The 17,942-nt window shown below is 67.3% G+C and carries 19 protein-coding genes and 1 pseudogene; 12 read left to right on the plus strand and 8 right to left on the minus strand.

Annotated features, from left to right (window positions below; translation table 11 throughout):
- Positions 1-18: 18 nt before the first annotated feature.
- A complete protein-coding gene (locus tag ACVCL3_RS06145; RefSeq protein WP_447100717.1) occupies positions 19-1,119 on the minus strand; it encodes an NAD(P) transhydrogenase subunit alpha in 1,101 nt (366 codons plus the stop codon).
- A gap of 129 nt (positions 1,120-1,248) precedes the next feature.
- Here ACVCL3_RS06145 and cdd point away from each other — a divergent pair, with 129 nt between their 5' ends.
- From cdd to ACVCL3_RS06165, 4 genes are all read left to right on the plus strand, one after another.
- On the plus strand, positions 1,249-1,665 hold the full coding sequence (gene cdd / locus ACVCL3_RS06150) for a cytidine deaminase (RefSeq protein ID WP_447100718.1): 417 nt from the start codon (positions 1,249-1,251) through the stop codon (positions 1,663-1,665).
- Positions 1,666-1,826: 161 nt separating this feature from the next.
- Complete coding sequence (locus tag ACVCL3_RS06155; protein WP_447099360.1) at positions 1,827-2,396, plus strand: nitroreductase family protein; 570 nt, start codon at positions 1,827-1,829, stop codon at positions 2,394-2,396.
- Positions 2,384-3,313: a 5'-3' exonuclease gene (locus tag ACVCL3_RS06160; RefSeq protein ID WP_447099361.1), complete on the plus strand. Its 930-nt coding sequence runs from the start codon at positions 2,384-2,386 to the stop codon at positions 3,311-3,313. The genes ACVCL3_RS06155 and ACVCL3_RS06160 overlap by 13 nt, the downstream gene beginning before the upstream one ends.
- A 68-nt stretch (positions 3,314-3,381) precedes the next feature.
- Positions 3,382-3,978, plus strand: coding sequence for an NUDIX hydrolase (locus ACVCL3_RS06165; RefSeq protein ID WP_447100719.1), 597 nt, complete (start codon positions 3,382-3,384; stop codon positions 3,976-3,978).
- A 155-nt stretch (positions 3,979-4,133) separates the two neighbouring features.
- Here ACVCL3_RS06165 and ACVCL3_RS06170 read toward each other — a convergent pair whose 3' ends face one another.
- The 6 genes from ACVCL3_RS06170 to rsmD form a co-directional block, all read right to left on the minus strand.
- On the minus strand, positions 4,134-5,174 hold the full coding sequence (locus ACVCL3_RS06170) for a TMEM43 family protein (RefSeq protein ID WP_447100720.1): 1,041 nt from the start codon (positions 5,172-5,174) through the stop codon (positions 4,134-4,136).
- Between the two features lie 64 nt (positions 5,175-5,238).
- Positions 5,239-6,957: a gamma-glutamyltransferase gene (ggt, locus tag ACVCL3_RS06175; protein WP_447100721.1), complete on the minus strand. Its 1,719-nt coding sequence runs from the start codon at positions 6,955-6,957 to the stop codon at positions 5,239-5,241.
- Positions 6,954-7,214, minus strand: coding sequence for a YfhL family 4Fe-4S dicluster ferredoxin (locus ACVCL3_RS06180; RefSeq protein ID WP_395117156.1), 261 nt, complete (start codon positions 7,212-7,214; stop codon positions 6,954-6,956). The genes ggt and ACVCL3_RS06180 overlap by 4 nt, the downstream gene beginning before the upstream one ends.
- A gap of 104 nt (positions 7,215-7,318) precedes the next feature.
- On the minus strand, positions 7,319-7,819 hold the full coding sequence (locus tag ACVCL3_RS06185) for a hypothetical protein (RefSeq protein ID WP_395117154.1): 501 nt from the start codon (positions 7,817-7,819) through the stop codon (positions 7,319-7,321).
- On the minus strand, positions 7,812-8,372 hold the full coding sequence (gene coaD, locus ACVCL3_RS06190) for a pantetheine-phosphate adenylyltransferase (RefSeq protein WP_395117152.1): 561 nt from the start codon (positions 8,370-8,372) through the stop codon (positions 7,812-7,814). The genes ACVCL3_RS06185 and coaD overlap by 8 nt, the downstream gene beginning before the upstream one ends.
- Positions 8,373-8,681: 309 nt before the next feature.
- Positions 8,682-9,269, minus strand: a complete 588-nt coding sequence (gene rsmD / locus ACVCL3_RS06195) for a 16S rRNA (guanine(966)-N(2))-methyltransferase RsmD (protein WP_447100722.1) — start codon at positions 9,267-9,269, stop codon at positions 8,682-8,684.
- Positions 9,270-9,343: 74 nt separating this feature from the next.
- Here rsmD and ftsY point away from each other — a divergent pair, with 74 nt between their 5' ends.
- The 3 genes from ftsY to mutY are packed head-to-tail and all read left to right on the plus strand — an operon-like array spanning position 9,344 to position 12,655.
- Positions 9,344-10,486, plus strand: a complete 1,143-nt coding sequence (gene ftsY / locus ACVCL3_RS06200; RefSeq protein WP_447100723.1) for a signal recognition particle-docking protein FtsY — start codon at positions 9,344-9,346, stop codon at positions 10,484-10,486.
- Between the two features lie 23 nt (positions 10,487-10,509).
- Positions 10,510-11,565, plus strand: a complete 1,056-nt coding sequence (locus ACVCL3_RS06205) for an AsmA family protein (protein WP_447099367.1) — start codon at positions 10,510-10,512, stop codon at positions 11,563-11,565.
- 10 nt (positions 11,566-11,575) lie between these two features.
- Complete coding sequence (gene mutY / locus ACVCL3_RS06210) at positions 11,576-12,655, plus strand: A/G-specific adenine glycosylase (protein ID WP_447100724.1); 1,080 nt, start codon at positions 11,576-11,578, stop codon at positions 12,653-12,655.
- Positions 12,656-12,966: 311 nt separating this feature from the next.
- On the opposite strand, the gene ACVCL3_RS06215 is transcribed toward mutY, so the two are convergent.
- Positions 12,967-15,087 (minus strand): prolyl oligopeptidase family serine peptidase, encoded by a 2,121-nt coding sequence (locus ACVCL3_RS06215; RefSeq protein ID WP_447100725.1) that lies wholly within the window; start codon positions 15,085-15,087, stop codon positions 12,967-12,969.
- A gap of 384 nt (positions 15,088-15,471) precedes the next feature.
- Between ACVCL3_RS06215 and ACVCL3_RS06220 the strand changes: the two genes are divergently transcribed.
- The 5 genes and pseudogenes from ACVCL3_RS06220 to ACVCL3_RS06240 all read left to right on the plus strand — a co-directional run bounded on the left by ACVCL3_RS06220 (position 15,472) and on the right by ACVCL3_RS06240 (position 17,942).
- A complete protein-coding gene (locus ACVCL3_RS06220; protein ID WP_447100726.1) occupies positions 15,472-15,759 on the plus strand; it encodes a type II toxin-antitoxin system RelE/ParE family toxin in 288 nt (95 codons plus the stop codon).
- Positions 15,756-16,052 carry an addiction module antidote protein gene (locus ACVCL3_RS06225; protein ID WP_447100727.1) on the plus strand — a complete coding sequence of 99 codons (297 nt, stop codon included), beginning with the start codon at positions 15,756-15,758 and terminating at the stop codon, positions 16,050-16,052. Before ACVCL3_RS06220 ends, ACVCL3_RS06225 begins: the two co-directional genes overlap by 4 nt.
- A gap of 246 nt (positions 16,053-16,298) precedes the next feature.
- Positions 16,299-16,427, plus strand: a pseudogene (locus tag ACVCL3_RS06230) (toxin-antitoxin system HicB family antitoxin); the annotation flags it as partial.
- Between the two features lie 285 nt (positions 16,428-16,712).
- A complete protein-coding gene (locus ACVCL3_RS06235) occupies positions 16,713-17,156 on the plus strand; it encodes a pilin (RefSeq protein WP_447100728.1) in 444 nt (147 codons plus the stop codon).
- A gap of 342 nt (positions 17,157-17,498) precedes the next feature.
- Entirely contained in the window at positions 17,499-17,942 is a 444-nt protein-coding gene (locus ACVCL3_RS06240; protein ID WP_447100729.1) for a pilin, read from the plus strand.

A 17,942-nucleotide genomic window follows, 5' to 3' on the forward strand; every position in this document is an offset into this window, starting at 1 on the left:
CGCGGATGACCGCGGCCATCAGCCCTGGAAGCGGGTCTCCCCGGCGTGCGCCAGGCAGCTCCTGGCGAGCAGCTCGTCGTCGAAATCCGGTTTCAGCGCACCGTCGTGCAGCAGCAGCTCGACGAAGTTGTACACGTTGCGCGCGTACATCTCCGAGGCATGCAGCGGCGCGCCGGCCGGCAGGTTCAGCGGCCCGATGATCGTCACGCCGCCATGCTCGACGTGCTCGCCGGGACGGGTCAGCTCGCAGTTGCCGCCGCCCTCGGCGGCGAGGTCGACGATCAGGGCGCCGGGCTTCATGCCCTCGACCATCGCGGTGGTGAGGATCTTCGGTGCCGGCCGACCTGGCACCGCCGCGGTGCTCACCACCACGTCGAACGACTTCAGGTGATTCGCCAGCGCCTGCTGCTGCGCGGCGCGTTCCTCCGCCGACAGCTCGCGTGCATAGCCGCCACTGCCGGCGGCACTGACACCCAGGTCGAGGAACTTCGCGCCCAGCGATTCCACCTGCTCGCGCGTTTCCGGGCGCACGTCGTAACCCTCGATCTGCGCGCCGAGCCGGCGCGCGGTGGCGATCGCCTGCAGCCCAGCCACGCCGGCGCCGATCACCAGCACCTTCGACGGCCGGATCGTGCCGGCCGCGGTGGTCAGCATCGGAAAGAACTTCGGCGACGCCTCGGCCGCGATCAGCATGGCCCGATAACCGGCCACCGCCGCCTGCGAACTGAGCACGTCCATCGCCTGCGCACGCGTGGTGCGCGGCAGCAGCTCCAGCGAGAACGCGGTCAGCTTGCGCGCGGTCAGCGCGGCGATGCGCTCGGCGGCGCCGTACGGCCGCAACTGGCCGACGACCACGCTGCCCTCGCGCAGGCTGGAGAACACCGCGTCCTCGGGCGGCAACACGCACGCCAGCACGTCGGCCTGCGCCAGCACGTCGCTGGCATCGGCAAACTCGGCGTCGGCATAGGCCTGGTCGGGAAAGCCGGCTGCGCGCCCGGCGTCGTGCTCCAGCAGCACGCGCAGCCCCTTGCCGCGCAGCTTCTTCGCCATCTCCGGGGTGATCGCCACGCGCCGCTCACCGGCGGCAGTCTCTCGCAAGGCGGCAATGGTGACAGGCATGGCGCGATCCCCGTGGAATGTTCCTGCCATCTTAGCGGCAGTTGGCTTTGATCCGGACGCGCGCACGAGAGTAAGCTGGCCCGCCGGATCGCGCCGCACGCAGCGCCGGGGTCATCGCCGGAGATCACGATGCCCGCAAGCCCCCCCGCCCTGGATGACCTGCTCACGCTGGCGCGCGCCGCGCGCGAACACGCCTACGCGCCGTATTCCCGCTTCCACGTGGGTGCCGCGGTACTGACCCGTGACGGCCGGACGTTCGGCGGGTGCAACGTGGAGAACGCCGCCTACGGCCTGTGCAACTGCGCCGAGCGCACGGCCCTGTTCAGCGCGGTCGCCGCCGGTTGCCGACCCGGCGATTTCGCTGCCATCGCGGTGGTCGCCGATACCCCGGAGGCGGTCACGCCCTGCGGCGCCTGCCGCCAGGTGATGGCCGAACTGTGTGACGAGGCTACCCCGGTGCTGCTGGCCAACCTCACCGGCGCCACCCGCGAAACCAGCGTGGCCGCGCTGCTGCCCGGCTCGTTCAAGCTGCCGCTGCGAGCTTGAGAGGTTGTGTGGAAATAGCGTAGGGCGGGCACTGCCCGCCGCTTCCCGTCACGCCGTCGCGAAGCAGAATGCCGGCGGGCAGTGCCCGCCCTACGTTCGACGGTTCGCACCTTGGCGACCCGCCAGCTAGGATGGAGCGTTCCGCCCCGTCGAACCACCCCATGACCAACGCGCTTTCCCTGCTGCAGCAACGCCATTCCGTCCCCGCACGCCAGCTCGGCGAGCCGGCGCCGGATGACGCCACGCTGCACACCCTGCTCGAAGCGGCCATCCGCGTGCCCGATCACGGCAAGCTGGTGCCGTTCCGGCTGATCCTGCTGCGCGACGAGGCCAAGCTGGCGTTCGGCGAACAGGTGACCGCGATCGGTATCCGAAACAACCCGGCGATGATCGGCGCCAAGCTGGAGAAGGAGCGCCACCGCTACACCTTCGCGCCGCTGGTGGTGGCCGTGGTCGCACGCATCGACCCCGACAGCAAGGTGCCGGAAATCGAGCAGAAGCTGTGCACCGGCAACGTGGCCTACAACATCCTGCTCGGTGCCTTCGCGCTTGGCTACGGCGCGCAATGGCTGACCGGCTGGGCCGCCTACGACCGAGAAGTCGCCGCACTGCTGGGCCTGGACGCCGACGAGCACGTGGTCGGCTTCGTCCACCTGGGCACGCCGCAGGTCGAGGTTCCCGACCGCGACCGACCGGCGCTGGCCGACCTGCTCACCACATGGACGCCATGACCAGCTCGCCAGACGGACGTCCGGACGTCCATCTTCCCACTGCCCATCTCGTCGACGGCAGCCTGTACGTGTTCCGCGCCTGGCACTCGATGCCGGACGAGTTCCACGACGTCGACGGTCATCCGGTAAACGCCGTGCACGGCTATGCGCGCTTCCTGTGCGAGCTGCTGGAGCGGGCGCGACCGGAGCATGTCGCGGTGGCGTTCGACGCCTCGCTGACCAGCTCGTTCCGCAACACGATCTACCCGGCCTACAAGGCCAACCGCGAGCTGCCGCCGCCGGACCTGGAACGGCAGTTCGTGCAGTGCCGGGCGCTCACCGAAGCGCTCGGCGTGCACCTGATGATCGACCACGAATACGAGGCCGACGACCTGATCGGCAGCACGGTGTGGAACCTGCGCGCGCTGGGCTGGCGCAGCGTGATCGTGTCGGCGGACAAGGACTTCGGCCAACTGCTGGGCGAGCACGACGAGCAGTGGGATTACGCCCGCAACCTGCGCTGGGGGCCAGCCGGCGTCCACGACAAGCTTGGCGTGCATCCGCACCAGGTCGCCGACTATCTCGCGCTGTGCGGCGACGCGGTGGACAACATCCCCGGCGTGCCCGGCATCGGCGCCAAGACCGCCGCGGCCCTGCTCGCCCACTTCGGCAGCCTGGATGCCCTGCTCGAACGCATCGACGAAGTGGCCTTCCTGCGCCTTCGCGGCGCGGCCAGTTGCGCGGCACGGCTGCGCCAGCATGCCGAGCAGGCGCGGATGTGTCGCCGGCTGACCCGGATCGCGCTGGACGCTCCCGGCGCCGGCGAAGTCGACCTCCTGCAGCGCCGGCCTCGCCCGGTCGATCAGCTCGATGCGTTGTGCGAGCAGTTGCGCTTCGGCCCGCTGACCCGCAGCCGCCTGCGCGCGCTGGCGATCTGAGCTGATCGCTTGTCGCGGCACGCCCGACGGGCCACCATGGATGTTTCAGCCCGGACCTGCGAGCACCGATGAACGACACCGCCCACCCCATTCCCGCCGACGCCGGCGCACCGGTGGAAACCCTGTACGAGGGTCGCTGGCTGAGTCTGCGCAAACGCGGCCGCTGGGAGTACGCCGAGCGCAACAATCCGGCGGGCGCGGTGATCATCGTGGCGGTGACTCCGGAAGACCGCGTGCTGTTCGTCGAGCAGTACCGCGTGTCGATCCTGCAGAACACGATCGAGATGCCGGCCGGCCTGGTCGGCGACCTGGCCGACCAGGCCGACGAAAGCGCGCTGGTGGCGGCGCAACGCGAACTGGAGGAGGAGACCGGCTACCGCTGCGCCAGCGTGGAGTTCATCCACCGCGGCCCGTCGTCGTCGGGCATGAGCACCGAGATGATCGCCTTCGTGCGCGCGCGCGACCTGCAGAAGATCGGCCCTGGTGGCGGCGACGAGACGGAGAACATCGTGGTGCACGAGGTGCCGCGGCGCGAGGCCGGCGCCTGGCTGTTCGCGCGCGCGGCCGAGGGCTACTCGATCGACCCGAAGCTGTTCGCGGGGCTGTGGTTCATCGAGCACGACGGTGCGGAAAGGCAGTCCGTGATGCCCGACCGCTCGCGCTGAGCGTAGCCCGCGCAGCGGGCGGAGTCGAAGCGGCGCCTATCGGGAAGCCCGTCGCCGGCGTGCCTTTCGACTTCCTCGCTCCTCAGGACTGTGGCTGTCCATGGCCATTCTCCGCGTGCGGCCTTCGGCCTGCGCCCAGGGTGAACGGGTCCAAGTCAGTGATCTTGCCGGCGCAGACACCAGACCGACAGCGCCACGCCGACCAGGGTCACCACCACCCAGCCGCCCAGCACGTGGGCGTTCTCGCCCCCCAGCCACAACACGCTGGCGACGGCGCCCACGCCGATCGAACCCAGGCCCAGCGCCAGCAGCGGGTCACGGCGGCGCCCCTGGGCCGCGAGCAGCGCCAGTGCGCCCAGCGCCGCCAGCAGCACGGAGAGAACCCGCCACAGCGTCACGTGTTGCGGCGGCACCGGCAGGTCGGGAAACAGCGCCAGCAAGGGCACGTCACCGACCTGCACCTGGTAGCCCTTGCCATCGGGAGCATCGGCGGCCGCTTCCAGCCGGGCGCCATCCAGGCGTGCCACGATGGTGACCTGCTGCAGCGGCACGGCGCTCCAGCTCACCCGCAGGTCGCCCAGGCGCGGATCGCCAGGATGGGCGCTGGTCACCAGGTAATCCTGATAACGGCTGAAGGTGACGGCAAGGTTCTGCGGCAGCGCCGCCGGGTCGGGTTCGATCAGCTCCGAACCGGGCAAGGCGTGCACCAGCACGCGGCCGAGCCTGAAGCCGCCCATCTGCACCAGTCCGGCGTCGAACTGCTTGCTTTCGATCGGGAAACGACCGGGATTGACGTGCCCGCGAACGTCGCGGAACCGACTGGAATCCACCGGCTGGTCGACCCAGTCCAGTTCGTAGTGGACGCTGCCGCCGATGCTGATCTCCCGCCACTGGAACATCTCGACATGCCGCACCAGCACGGGTGTATTGGCGGTCTGGTTGAACTCCGGGTCGTGCGGCGCCTCGACCACGCGTGGCGTCCCGGCCAGGCGTGCCATGTAGCCGTGCTGGCCGGGTTGCGGCAGCGCATCCGCGCCCAGTTCGATCGCCTCGCCGCCGTGCCGGACGGACGCCTGGCGGAAATCGATCAGGCTGCTGGCGTTGAGCGCCTCCAGGCCGATGCCGGCGATCACCAGCAGGGCGCCGATGACGTTCAATGCCAGCAGGCGCCAGGACATGCCCTTGCCCAACTCCATCAGGCGCACCGCACCGGCGGCGACGGGCAGGCGGGATGCAAGGCGGAATGCTCCATGCCGGCGCCTACTGCACTTGGCCCAGGCCCGACGGTCGGCGCGGGTCGCTGGCAGCGTCGAGCTGGTTGGTCTTGCGATCCCAGGTGACCACGTTCATGAACCCCCACGGCTCGCGCTGTTTCAGGACGTAGCCCATTTTCGTCAAGGCCGCCTCGGTGCCCGCATCGAATGCCTGCGGCTCGGTCATGACCACGTCGGGCAGGTACTGATGGTGGAAGCGCTTGTGCGCCACGATCTGCTGCGCGCCCTGCCCGTCGATGAAATGCAGGATGCCTTCGAGCACCTGGGTGATGATGGTGGAGCCGCCGGGCGAGCCGATCACCATGGTGCGCTCCGGCCCGATCACGATGCTGGGCGACATCGACGACAACATGCGCTTGCCGCCCACCGGCGCATTTGCCTTGCTCCCGAGCAGACCGTAGACGTTCGGCTTGTTCGGCACCAGCGCGAAGTCGTCCATCTCGTTGTTGAGCAGCACGCCGGTGCCGGCGGCGACGAACTTCGAGCCCAACGTGGTGTTGACGGTGAGCGTCACCGCGGCCATGTTGCCGTCGGCGTCGATGATGGAGAAATGCGTGGTGTGCATGCCCGCATCGGCCGGCTCGGCGCGCGGCAGCATCGAGGAAGGCGTCGCGCGGTCGGGCAGGATGCTCTGGCGCAGGCCGTCGGCGTAGTACGGCGACAGCAGCATGTCCAGCGGCATCTTCACGAAATCCGGGTCGCCCAGGTAATCGTTGTGGTCGCGGAACGCCCGCCGCATCGCCTCGACGACGTAATGCACGCGCGTGGCGGCATCCATCTTCGTCAGGTCGTAGCCGGACAGGATGTTGAGGATCTCGGCGATCGCCACGCCGCCGGAAGACGGCGGCGGCGCAGTGATGACCTGGTAGCCGCGGTAGTCGACGCTGATCGGCGTGCGCTCTTTCGCCTGGTACGCGGCCAGGTCGGCCAGCGTCCAGTTGCCGCCGGCCGCACGCACCGCGTCGACCAGCTTGCGCGCGGTCTCGCCGCGATAGAAACCATCGTGGCCATGGCGCGCGAGCGCCTCCAGCGTGCGGGCCTGGTCCGGATCGCGCCAGGTGGCGCCCTCGGCCGGCGGCTGCCCGTTCACCAGGTACTTCGCGGCCGAGGCGGGCCAGCGCGCGAGCAATTTCTGCTCGGAGACGATCGCGCCATGCAGGCGCGGATCGGGAACGAAGCCGTCGCGCGCGATGCGGATCGCCGGCGCCAGCGACTGCTGCAGCGACAACCGCCCGTAATCCTTCGCGAGCAGCGCCAGCCCGGCCGGCTCGCCGGGGATGCCGGCGGACAGCGGGCCGGTCAATGCGGTATCGCGGTTGGGGCTGCCGTCGGGTTTCAGGTAATCCTTCGGATCGACCGCCGCCGGCGCCGTCTCGCGGGCGTCGATGAACAGGTTGCGGCCATCGCTGGCGCGGTGCAGCACGGCCATGAAACCGCCGCCGATGCCCGAGCTCTCCGGTTCCACCACCGACAACGTGGAAGCCACCGCCACCGCCGCATCGAACGCGTTGCCGCCCTTGCGCAACACCTCCAGGCCGGCGCGCGTGGCCAGGAAATTCGCGCTGGCGATCGCCGCATGGCCCGGCCGCTGCGCGGCGGGCGCGGCCGGCGGCGCCTGCTTCGCCGAAGCCGCCGGCGCAAGGCCGGCGGTACCGCTCAGCAACAGACCCAGCGCCAGCGCGCGCCAATCGAAGGAGATGCTCATGCCACGGACTCCTTGCTCATCAGGTGTCGATACTTCAACTCAAGCTGGGCCGGAGATTCGACATGGTCGGGGTCGCCGATGATGCACTCCACCGGGCACACCTCCACGCACTGCGGCTCGTCGTGATGGCCCACGCACTCGGTGCACAGCGCCGGGTCGATCACGTAGTACTCCTCGCCCAGCGAAATTGCCTGATTGGGGCACGCCGGTACGCAAACGTCGCAATTGACGCAGGAGTCGAGGATCTTGAGCGACATGAGGGCAAGCCAGGAGTGAGTGAAGAGGAGTGCCAAACGAGAGAAGGCAGGACCTCGCCATGCTCTCTCTCATTTCTCACTCCTCGTTTCTCACTCCCGCCTCATCACATTTCGACGAAACGGAATGTCGCCCCGGTGGGCTTCAGCGCGTCGGTCACTTTCTGCTCGTCGGCCTTGTCGCCGATGAACACCACGATCACGTCCTTGAACGAGCCGGGGTTGGCGTTCTTGAACGCGTCGATCACGAACTCGGAGGTCGCCGCGGAACTGGGGCCGCCGAAGGCAAGCAGGTTGCCCGGCAGCACGCCGCGGGCGACGGTGTCCTGCACGCCTTGCAACTGCCGCGCGTTCTGCGCCTGCTGGTCCTCGGTCAGGCCGGGGGTGACCATGTAGGCATACGGCTGCGGCGCCTTCATGCCCTGCAGGTTGGCCTGCACCAACTGGCCGAGATAGGCATTCCAGCCCTTGGCGTCATTGACGTCGGTGGGCTTGGGCGCCTTCTGCACCTGTTCCTGGGCCTGCTGGTCGTCGCCCTGCTTGTTGCAGGCACTCAGGCCCAGGCAAGCGCTCAGCGCGACAACCGCAATGAGAACGAATTTACGCATGGTCATCACCTTCTGCTTCGGGTTGCTGGTTGGATGGATGAAGCGACTTCTGCCAGCGCTGGCGCATCGCCTGTTGCACGGCCGGATGCACGAAGCCGGAGATGTCCCCGCCGAGGCGGCCGATTTCGCGCACCAGTGACGAGGAGATGAAACTGTATTCTTCGGCCGGCGTCAGGAACAAGGTCTCCGCCTGGGGGATCAGATGCCGATTCATGCTGGCCAGCTGGAATTCGTACTCGAAATCCGACACCGCCCGCAGCCCGCGGATGATCACCCCGGCACCCACCTGCCCGATGAAGGTCGCCAGCAGGCAATCGAAGCCGCGCACCTCCACATTGGGCAGGTCGGCCAGCGCCAGCCGCGCCAGCGCCACGCGCTCGCCGATGCTGAAGTGCGGCCCCTTGGTGGAACTGTCCGCCACTGCCACGATCACCCGGTCGAACAGCGACGCGGCGCGCGTCACCAGATCGGCATGGCCGTTGGTGATCGGGTCGAAAGTGCCCGGATAGATGGCCAGGCGGGGATTCCCCAGATTTTTTCTCACGGAAGGCATGCAGTCGCCGACGACGGTGTGACCCTTAGCTTAAGGCAACGCTGCTCAAGTATCACCACCGTCACCCACCCTCTCTGTTCGCAGACCACAGGGCCGTCGACGAAGGCAGACTGGCCGTCTGTCGAGGCGGCGGACCGAAGGTGTGCGAACAGAGAGGGTGGGCCTCAACGTGTTGAATCTGAAATGATGAGGTGATGACTGGAAGGCCCGCAGGCGATGCCGCGCGGCTTGGCAAGACAGCCAGTCTTGCCGGCGCCACGCAGCACCACCTGCGGACCTTCCAGTCATCATGACGGCGGCGATACTTGATCAGCGTTGCCTTGACGGAAGCGAACGCCGATAGAGCGCAAAACGTACCTCGCCGGCCTGCGCCTCGCGATGCACCGACCAGTGCGCCGGCAGCCCTGCCACGCCGGCGCGGGGCGATTCGACGTAGATCAGTGCCTGCGCGGCCAGCCAGCCGCCCGCTTCCAACTGCGCGGCCAACGGCGCCCACAGGTCGAGCGCGAACGGCGGGTCGAGGAAGACCAGATCGCAAGGCTGCGCCGGACCGCGCAGGAAAGTCGCCGCCTCCGCGGTGGTGACCACCGCGGACATCAGCTTGAGCCGCGCCAGGTTCGCGCGCAGCGCCTGCGCCGCCTGCGCGTCGCGCTCGACGAACTGCACGCTGGCTGCGCCGCGCGAATACGCCTCGATGCCCAGCGCGCCGGTGCCGGCGCACAGGTCCAGGCAGCGCGCACCGGCGATCATCGGCGCCAGCCAATTGAACACGGTCTCGCGCACGCGCGCCGGGGTCGGCCGCAAGCCGGGCAGTTCCGGCACCCGCAGGCGCGAATTGCGCAGGTTGCCGCCGATGATGCGCACCTGGCCAGGCGACGGTTTTCGCCCGCCACTCACGCGCGCGGGCCCTCAGCTGGGAGTACGGGTCGGGGTGTTAGCATGCCGGCCATTGTCTTTGAATCGCCCCGGCCATGCTCAAGTTCTGGAAGAAAAAATCCGCCGAGACGGATGCCCACGGCAAGGAAGTGCCGCCTGCCGCGCCGGATGCGGCGGTCGACGCGGGCCTGCCGGAAGCCGTGGCATCGGGCCTGCGCGAGGCGCTGGCGGAAATGCCCTCGGCCGAGGACACCCGCCGCGACACCGAGCGCTTCGTGGCGCCGGCGGAAGAACCCGCCCAAGCGCCGCCGAAGCGCAGTTGGCGCGAACGCCTGTCCGGCAGCGTGTTTTCGCGCAGCCTCGGTTCGCTGTTCGTGCGCAACCCGAAGCTCGACGACGACCTGCTCGACGAGCTGGAAACCGTGCTGATCACCGCCGACGTCGGCGTCGAAGCCAGCAGCGCGCTGGTCGATGGCCTGCGCAAGCGCATGCACAAACGCGAGTTCGCCGACGCCGCGGCCTTGCTGGCGGCCTTGCGCCAGGCGCTGATCGAGCTGCTCAAGCCGGTCGAGCAGCCGCTGGACGTACGCGACAGACAACCCTTCGTGGTGCTGGTCGTCGGCATCAACGGCGCCGGCAAGACCACCACCATCGGCAAGCTGGCCCGCAGGTGGCGCGACGAAAAGCATGCGGTGATGCTGGCTGCCGGCGACACCTTCCGCGCCGCCGCGGTCGAGCAGCTCAAGACCTGGGGCGAGCGCAACGCGGTGCCGGTGATCTCGCAGGGCCAGGACGCCGATTCGGCCAGCGTGATCTTCGACGCCCTGCAGGCCGCGCGTTCGCGCCACATGGATGTGCTGATCGCCGACACCGCCGGACGGCTGCACACCCAGGGTGGCCTGATGGACGAACTGGGCAAGATCGCCCGCGTGCTGAAGAAACTCGACGCCGACGCACCGCATGAAGTGCTGATGGTGATCGACGGCACCACCGGACAGAACGCGGTCAACCAGGTGCGCCAGTTCCGCCAGATCGTGGGCGTCACCGGCCTGGTGGTGACCAAGCTCGACGGCACCGCGAAGGGCGGCGTGGTGTTTGCGCTGGCGCGCGAGTTCGGCCTGCCGATCCGTTTCGTGGGCCTGGGCGAAAGCGCCACCGACCTGCGCGCGTTCGAGGCCGAGGCCTTCGTCGACGGCCTGCTGCCCGCCAACCTCGGCCAGGTTCGAGACCGTGGCTGACGCCGGCTGGCGGGGCTGATCCGGTGTCGCGCCGACTGCGCCTGATCGCAACGGTGCTCGGCGGTGTGGTCGTGGCGGCCACGCTCGTCGTGGTGGCCGCCGTCTACCTGCTGCTGCAGCCCGACCGCTTCACCGCCATGCTGCAGAGCCAGGCGCGCGCCGCCGGGCTGGAGTTGAACCTGGCCAGCCCCGCCAGCCCCAGCCTGTTCCCGCGGCCGGCGCTGGACCTGCGTGGCATCACGCTCAACGCCCAAGGCGCCAGCGCACCGATCCTGCTCGCCGCGCGCGGCCGGCTGGTGCTGCCGTGGCACACCCTGTTTGGCGGGCCCGCCGTGATCTCGCAACTGGAGATCGACTCGCCGCGCGTCGACCTCGATGCCCTGCAGGCATGGATGGCCGCGCTGCCGGCGCAGACACAGCAGGCGCCGCTCAACATCCCGCGCATCGACACCGGCGTGGAAATCACCCACGGCAGCGTGGTGCGCGGCAATGAAGTCTTGCTGGACAACGTCTCGATCAGGGCCGGCAGCCTCGTTTCCGGGCAGCCGTTTCCGCTCAGCATCAACGCCTTCGTCGCCGGCAAGCCGTGGCAGCTGCACCTGTCGGCGACGCCGCGCATCCAGGGCAACGCCCTGCAACTGGACAACATCAGCCTGCACCTGGCGCAGGAAGATGCGGTGACGCTGGCGCTGAACGGCCGCGCGCACTGGCACGGCGCAGCCGATGCCGCGGCCAGCCTGGCCGGCAAGCTCGACCGCACCGGCGCGGGCCAGTACGACCTGTCACTGACGCTCACGCCCGCCAACCAGGACAACCCGCTGCTGCTGGCGCTGAAACTCGACGGCCCCGGCAACCACGCCGACCTGCGCTTGCCGCCGCTGGCACTGGCGCGCTGGTGGGGTCGCCTGGGCGATCCGCAGGCACCGCAACTCGGTGTGCCGCCCGGCAGCGGACACGCCGAGTTCGACAGCATCGACGCCGGTGGCGTGCGCGTGGAAGGGCTGACCCTGCGGGCCGGCGACAACGTGCCGGCGACCGTGTCCAGCAGCGCGACGCCTGCCGCCGCGACCGCGAAGTAGATCAGGGTCCATGGCGAATACCGACGTGGCCGCACGCCTGCTGCACTGGTTCGACCGGCACGGCCGCAAGGATCTGCCGTGGCAGTCGGAGACTTCGCCGGGCCAGCGCGACGCCTACCGCGTGTGGCTGTCCGAAGTGATGCTGCAACAGACCCAGGTCGCCACCGTGCTTGCCTACTTCGAGCGCTTCGTGGCCGCCCTGCCGACCTTGCGCGACCTGGCCAACGCCGACGAGGACACCGTGCTCGCGCTGTGGTCGGGCCTCGGCTACTACCGTCGCGCGCGCTTCCTGCATCGCGCCGCGCAGATCTGCGTGGCGCAACACGACAGCGAACTGCCGCGCGACTTCGCCGCCCTCGCCGCCCTGCCCGGCATCGGCCGCTCCACGGCCGGTGCGATCCTGGCGCAGGCGCACGGGCTGCGCTTTCCCATCCTCGACGGCAACGTCAAGCGGGTGCTGACGCGCTACCACGGCGTCCACGGCGACCCCGGCACCGGCGCGGTCGAGAGGCAACTGTGGTTGCATGCCGAGGCGCATACACCCGTGCGCCGCGTGGCCGATTACACCCAGGCCATCATGGATCTCGGCGCCACCGTCTGCGTGCGCAGCAACCCGCGTTGCGATGCCTGTCCGCTGGCCGGTGGCTGCGTTGCCTTCCGCGAAGGTCGCACCGCGCAGCTGCCCGCGCGCAAGGCCGGCAAATCCATTCCGACCCGCGCCACCGTGATGCTGGTACTGCGCGACACCCGGCAGCGCATCCTGCTGGAGCGGCGTGGTCCCCAAGGTGTGTGGTCAGGCATGTGGAGCCTCCCCGAAGCCGCCGATGCCGATGGCGCCTGGCGCATCGCCCAGCAACTCGCACGCATCGACGACGCCCAGGCGCTCGCGCCATTCACCCACGTGTTCAGCCATTACCGATTGAATATCGAGCCGCTGCTGTTCGACCAGGCAACCGCGCGGCAGCGTGTTGCCGACGATGCGCAACTGCGCTGGTGCAGCACCAGCGACCTCGACACCCTCGGCCTGCCCGCCCCCGTGCGCAAGCTGCTCCAACGCCTCGTCACCGACGAACCTGCCCATCCCGTGTAACCATCGCGCACACGGTGCGCCCCTACAAAAAATGCGGCTCGATCGTAGGGCGGGCACTGCCCGCCATCGGCGTGCCGCGACATCACCGGCGGGCATTGCCCGCCCTACGGGGCTTACTTCGCCGCGCCGGACGGTGCGTCCGTGCCAACGAGCCTGTCAAACCTGTGTAGGAGCGCACCCTGTGCGCGATGCTCTTCGTCACGTGATGGAAGGCATCGCGCACTACAAAAGCGAAGCGAAGCGTGGGGCGGGCAGTGCCCGCCCATCGGCGTACCGGGGAACCGTCGGCGGGCAGTGCCCGCCCTACGACGCTACTTCGACGCGCCCGATGGTGCGTCCTTTGCCGTCCACTGCTTCAACCAGGCATTCACCGTGTCGTGCCACTGCACGCTGTTGTGCGGCTTCAGCACCCAATGATTCTCGTCGGGGAAAGTGAGAAGTTCGCTGGGGATGCCGCGGCGCTGCAGCGCGGTGAAGGCGCCCAGGCCCTGGGTGATCGGGATGCGGAAATCCTTGCCCGAATGCACCACCAGCATCGGCACGCGCCAGTCCTTGACGTGGTCGATCGGGTTGAACTTCTCGTAGTTCTGCGGCACCTCGTACTGCGGGCCGCCGTTCTCGCGTTCCTCGAACCACAGCTCCTCGGTGGCGTAGTACATCATGCGTGCATCGAACACGCCGTCGTGGTCGACCAGGCATTTCCACGGCTGGTTCCACACGCCGGCGATCCAGTACACCATGTAGCCACCGTAGCTGGCGCCCAGCGCGCAGGCGCGCTCGCCGTCAAGGAACTTGTACTTGTCCAGCGCGGCCTTCCAGCCCAGTTTCAGATCCTCCAGCGGCTTGCCGCCCCAGTCGCCCGAAATCGAATCGGTGAACTTCTGGCCGTAGCCGGTGGAACCGTGGAAGTTGATCGTGACCACGGCGAAGCCCTGGCCGGCATAGGTCTGCGGGTTCCAGCGATAGCTCCAGCCATTGCTCATCGCACCCTGCGGGCCGCCGTGGATGATGAAGGCAACCGGATAGGTCTTGCCCTTCTGGTAGTCGACCGGCTTGACCACGTAGCCCTGCACGGTTTCGTTGTTCCAGCCCGGGAACTGGAAGAATTCGAAGTCGCCGACCCTGGCGTTCTTCAGATCCTCGGCATTGAAATGCGTGACCTGCTTCAGGCCACGCCCATCGGCCTTGGCCAGGTACAAGTCGGCCGGCCGCTTCAGGTCGTCGCGCGCAAACAGGACCTTGCCGGCGGCCAGCGAAAACGCGTTCACGTCACCGGCACCGGACAGGCTGCGCACCTCGCCGTTGGCCGGGTCAATCGCGAACAACGGGTGCTGGCCTTCGTCGTCGGCGGTCGCGTACAAGGTCTTGCCGTCGGCGGAAATCGCCAGGCCGCCGGGCGACCGATCCCAGCGCGGATCGACTTCGTGCCTGGCGCCGGTGGCCAGGTCCATCGCCATGATGGCGAAGCGATCGGCCTCGAAACCGGGAGTATTCATCGCCAGGTAATAAAGCGTCTTGCCGTCCGGCGAGGGCACCGGGTACGCATCCCAGGCCTTGTTGTCGGCGGTGAGGTTGGCCGGCGCAGTCGAGCCGTCCACCGGCACGCGGTACAAATCGAAATTGGTCGACCACGGCTCGGTGGTGCCGGCGATGCGCACATCGAAATACACGCTCTTGCCGTCCGGCGCGAAGGCGAACTCGCTGGCGTCGCCGAACGGCTTGCTGGGCACGTCGCCATCGATGCCGCGGCTCAGCAGGGTCGGTTCGGCCGGCAGCTGGCCATCGGCGCCGAACGTTCCCACGAACAACTGGTTGCGCCGGCCGTCGGCCCAGGTATCCCAATGCCGCACGAACAGTTTGTTGTACAAGGTGCCGCTGGCCTTGTCCTTCGCGCGCGCCTCGATGCGCTGCTCGGTGCAGGCCAACGTGGCGCAATCGGTGAACACCTCATAAGAGAGCAACACCTGCTTCCCATCGGGCGACAGCTTGTAATCGACGACATCCAACGGCGCATGGCTGACCTGCACCGGCGCCGCATGGCTGGAAGGGTTCGCACCCAGATCGACGCGCCACAGCTGCGCCACATCCTTCGCCGGCGCCACGAAGTACAAGCTCTTCCCATCAGCCGACCAGCGCGCCGACGAACCCTTCTCCACCACCTTCACCGGCTGCGCACCCTTGCGCTCCAGGTCCAGCACGTAGATCGCGTTGACACCCTTGTTCGCCGCGTAATCCGTGCTGCGCACGCTGAACGCCGCATGGCGCCCATCCGGCGACAGCTGCGGATCGCTGACCCGCTCCATCATCACCAGGTCGCGCACGTTGAAAGCGTGCGAGCCCTGGGCCTTGGCAAAAGTGGTGTCGACGACATCGCCCGCCAGCGCGGGCGAGGCCACCAACGCAAGCAACAGCGCGGCATGCAACGGTTTCATGGAGGATCCTTGAGTTGTGCGGCGAAACGGCCACGGTAAGACGCTGCCTCGCAACAGGCAAGTCTTGCGCCGGGTGGTCACCCACTTGAACAGTCGTGCCGCGGAACCGCCGGCTGGCGGTGCCCGCCCTAAGCTCGAAACCTTCCATCACGCTGGCCAAGAGCATCGCGCACAAAGCCTGCCCCAGACTCGATCCGGAGGTACGCTCCTGAAGAAGACAATGTGGATGTGGGCTGGCACTGCCCGCCGGCTTTTACCCCGTTGTTCGCCGCACGAGAGGCGGGCATGGCTTGTCGCCGGCTACGGCTCACCGACAGGCTACCCGCAAGATTTCCCTTGACCCCACACGTTGACCACATGTAGCCACAAGGCTACAATGTTGCCGTGAAGATCGAGCGCACCCTCCAGTTCGCAAAATGGCTCGATGGCCTGAAGGATCTGCACGCCCGCGCCCAGATTCAGGCGCGCATCGCCCGGCTGGCAAACGGCAACCCCGGCCATTCCAGAAATCTCACCGGCGGCGTATCCGAGTTGAAGATCGATGCAGGTGCTGGTTACCGCGTGTACTTCACCCAGCGAGGCGACGTACTGATCATCCTTCTCTCCGGCGGCAGCAAGGCAACGCAGCAAGCCGATATCCTTAAAGCCCAGGCAATGGTGAAACAGCTATGACCAAGATCGTGACCGCCCCCTACGACGTTGCCGAACACCTGCGCACCCCGAAGGAAATGGCACTGTACCTGGACGCCTGCATCGCCGAGAGCGATGGTGATGCTGCGTTCATCGCGAAGGCGCTTGGCGACATTGCGCGAGCAAAGGGAATGTCTGAAGTCGCGCGAGATGCCGGCCTTTCCCGCGAGAGCCTGTACAAGGCCCTATCCGGCCAGCGGAACCCCGACTTCTCCACGATTCTCGCCGTCACACGCGCCCTGGGAGTCCAGCTGCACGCCGCGCCGGCGGCATAAGATTCCCCGACCCGCGCCAGAGTCTGCCACGACACCGCCCGCCGGAATGGCCATGAACGTTCGCCATTACACCTACTGCATCATCTGGTCCCCGGAAGACGCCGAATACGCAGGCCTGTGCGCCGAATTCCCGATTCTGTCGTGGCTGCACCGAAGCCAGGCGAAGGCGCTGGCTGGCATCGTACGCGTGGTCGGTGAGACCGGCAGCGACATGGGGCGCATGGCGAAGCACCGCCGGAGCCGACGAGCGCCAGGTCCTACTCGGGCAAGTTTCAGGTGCGCATCCCGCCGGAACGCCACAAGGCGCTCGCCATGCAGGCGACGGAGCAAGGCGTCAGCATCAATCGTTATGTCATGGACAAGCTGTGCGCTTGAACGGACGCATCGCCGAGCAGAGCTTGTTGTTGAGCCCTGATCCTTCCATGCAAGCCGCCAGCGAACGACCCGATGTGCTGGGCCAGTCGCTGCCACCAGCCATGCCGTCGGCCTGATCGACTGACACACCGAGCGCGAGGCCTGCTCGGGCAACGACTCGCAATTGCCCCCGCGAGCCGCTGTGACCAACCAGCACCATCGAGACTGTGACGCGGCGCACAAGCAGATCTCGCCCGCCGGTACAGAACGTGCTTGTACCCCGACGACTTCCAAGGGGAATCCATCATGTCACGCCAGCGCTTGTCCGCCGGTTTCACCTTGATCGAACTGATGATCGTCGTGGCGATCATCGCCATCCTTGCTGCCATCGCCATCCCGGCGTATCAGGACTACCTGATCAGGGCACAGGTATCCGAAGGCTTTGTGCTAGCCAGCGGCGCCAAAGCAGCGGACTGGGATTTCGTCTCCAACACGGGGCGCTTCCCACCAAACAATCAATCCGCGGGGCTCGCCTTGAGTTCTTCGATCAAGGGAGCCTATGTGTCGAGCGTCGATGTGACAGGAGGTGTGATCAAGGTGTTGTTCAATGGTCCCAAGGCCAATGTAGCCATCCAACCAACAACTCAGTATGTGATTCTGTCACCCGTCACGGAGGCGGGCAGCATCATATGGGCATGCACGGGCAGTACCATCAGCCCCAAGTATTTGCCCACGTCATGCCGGAAGTGATCTGCCACAATGCGCCGGCCACACTGCTCACAAACTGACAAATCACGTCACTAATTGACGCGACGCGCTAGCAAGCGGAAGAACGCTTCGGGATCAAACAACACCGCGTCACATCGGGCATACCAACGCTTGCGGCCATCCGTGACGAGAGGCACAATCCCGACGGCGACAATATGCGGGAATACACCAGCGGCAGATGTGGCATGCAAACTGCTTCATCTCACGCGAGCTTCCTGGTCGTTCCTGACCACGAGATGGGGTCCGATCCTGCCTAGGGGGATCCAGGACTGGGGCTCAGGGGGCATCACCGGTTAGCTAACCAATCGCAAAAGAGGAACCACCATGAAGAGCATGCAGAAAGGCTTTACCCTGATCGAACTGATGATCGTGGTCGCGATCATCGCGATCCTCGCCGCCATCGCCATCCCGGCCTACCAGGATTATCTGGTTCGCACACAGGTGTCGGAAGGCGCCGTGCTCGCCGATGGCGCAAAGACCGCCGTGGCAGAGTTCTATTCGAACAAGGGCACCTTGGCAAATACTGGGAAGAATGCCTCCATGGGTCTGGCAACTGCTGCCAGTATCAAAGGCAAGTATGTGAGCCAAGTGGAGGTCAGCACGACTGGCCTGATCACCGCGACGTATGGCGGCCCGAAAGCCAGCACCAAGATCCCGAACACCGCGACCCTGCTGCTGTCGCCCGTCAGCAATGCCGGCAGCCTGGACTGGGTCTGCAAATCCGCCACCATCGACGCCAAGTATTTGCCGTCGAACTGCCGTAAGTAA

Source organism: Rhodanobacter sp. UC4437_H4, assembly GCF_052978425.1.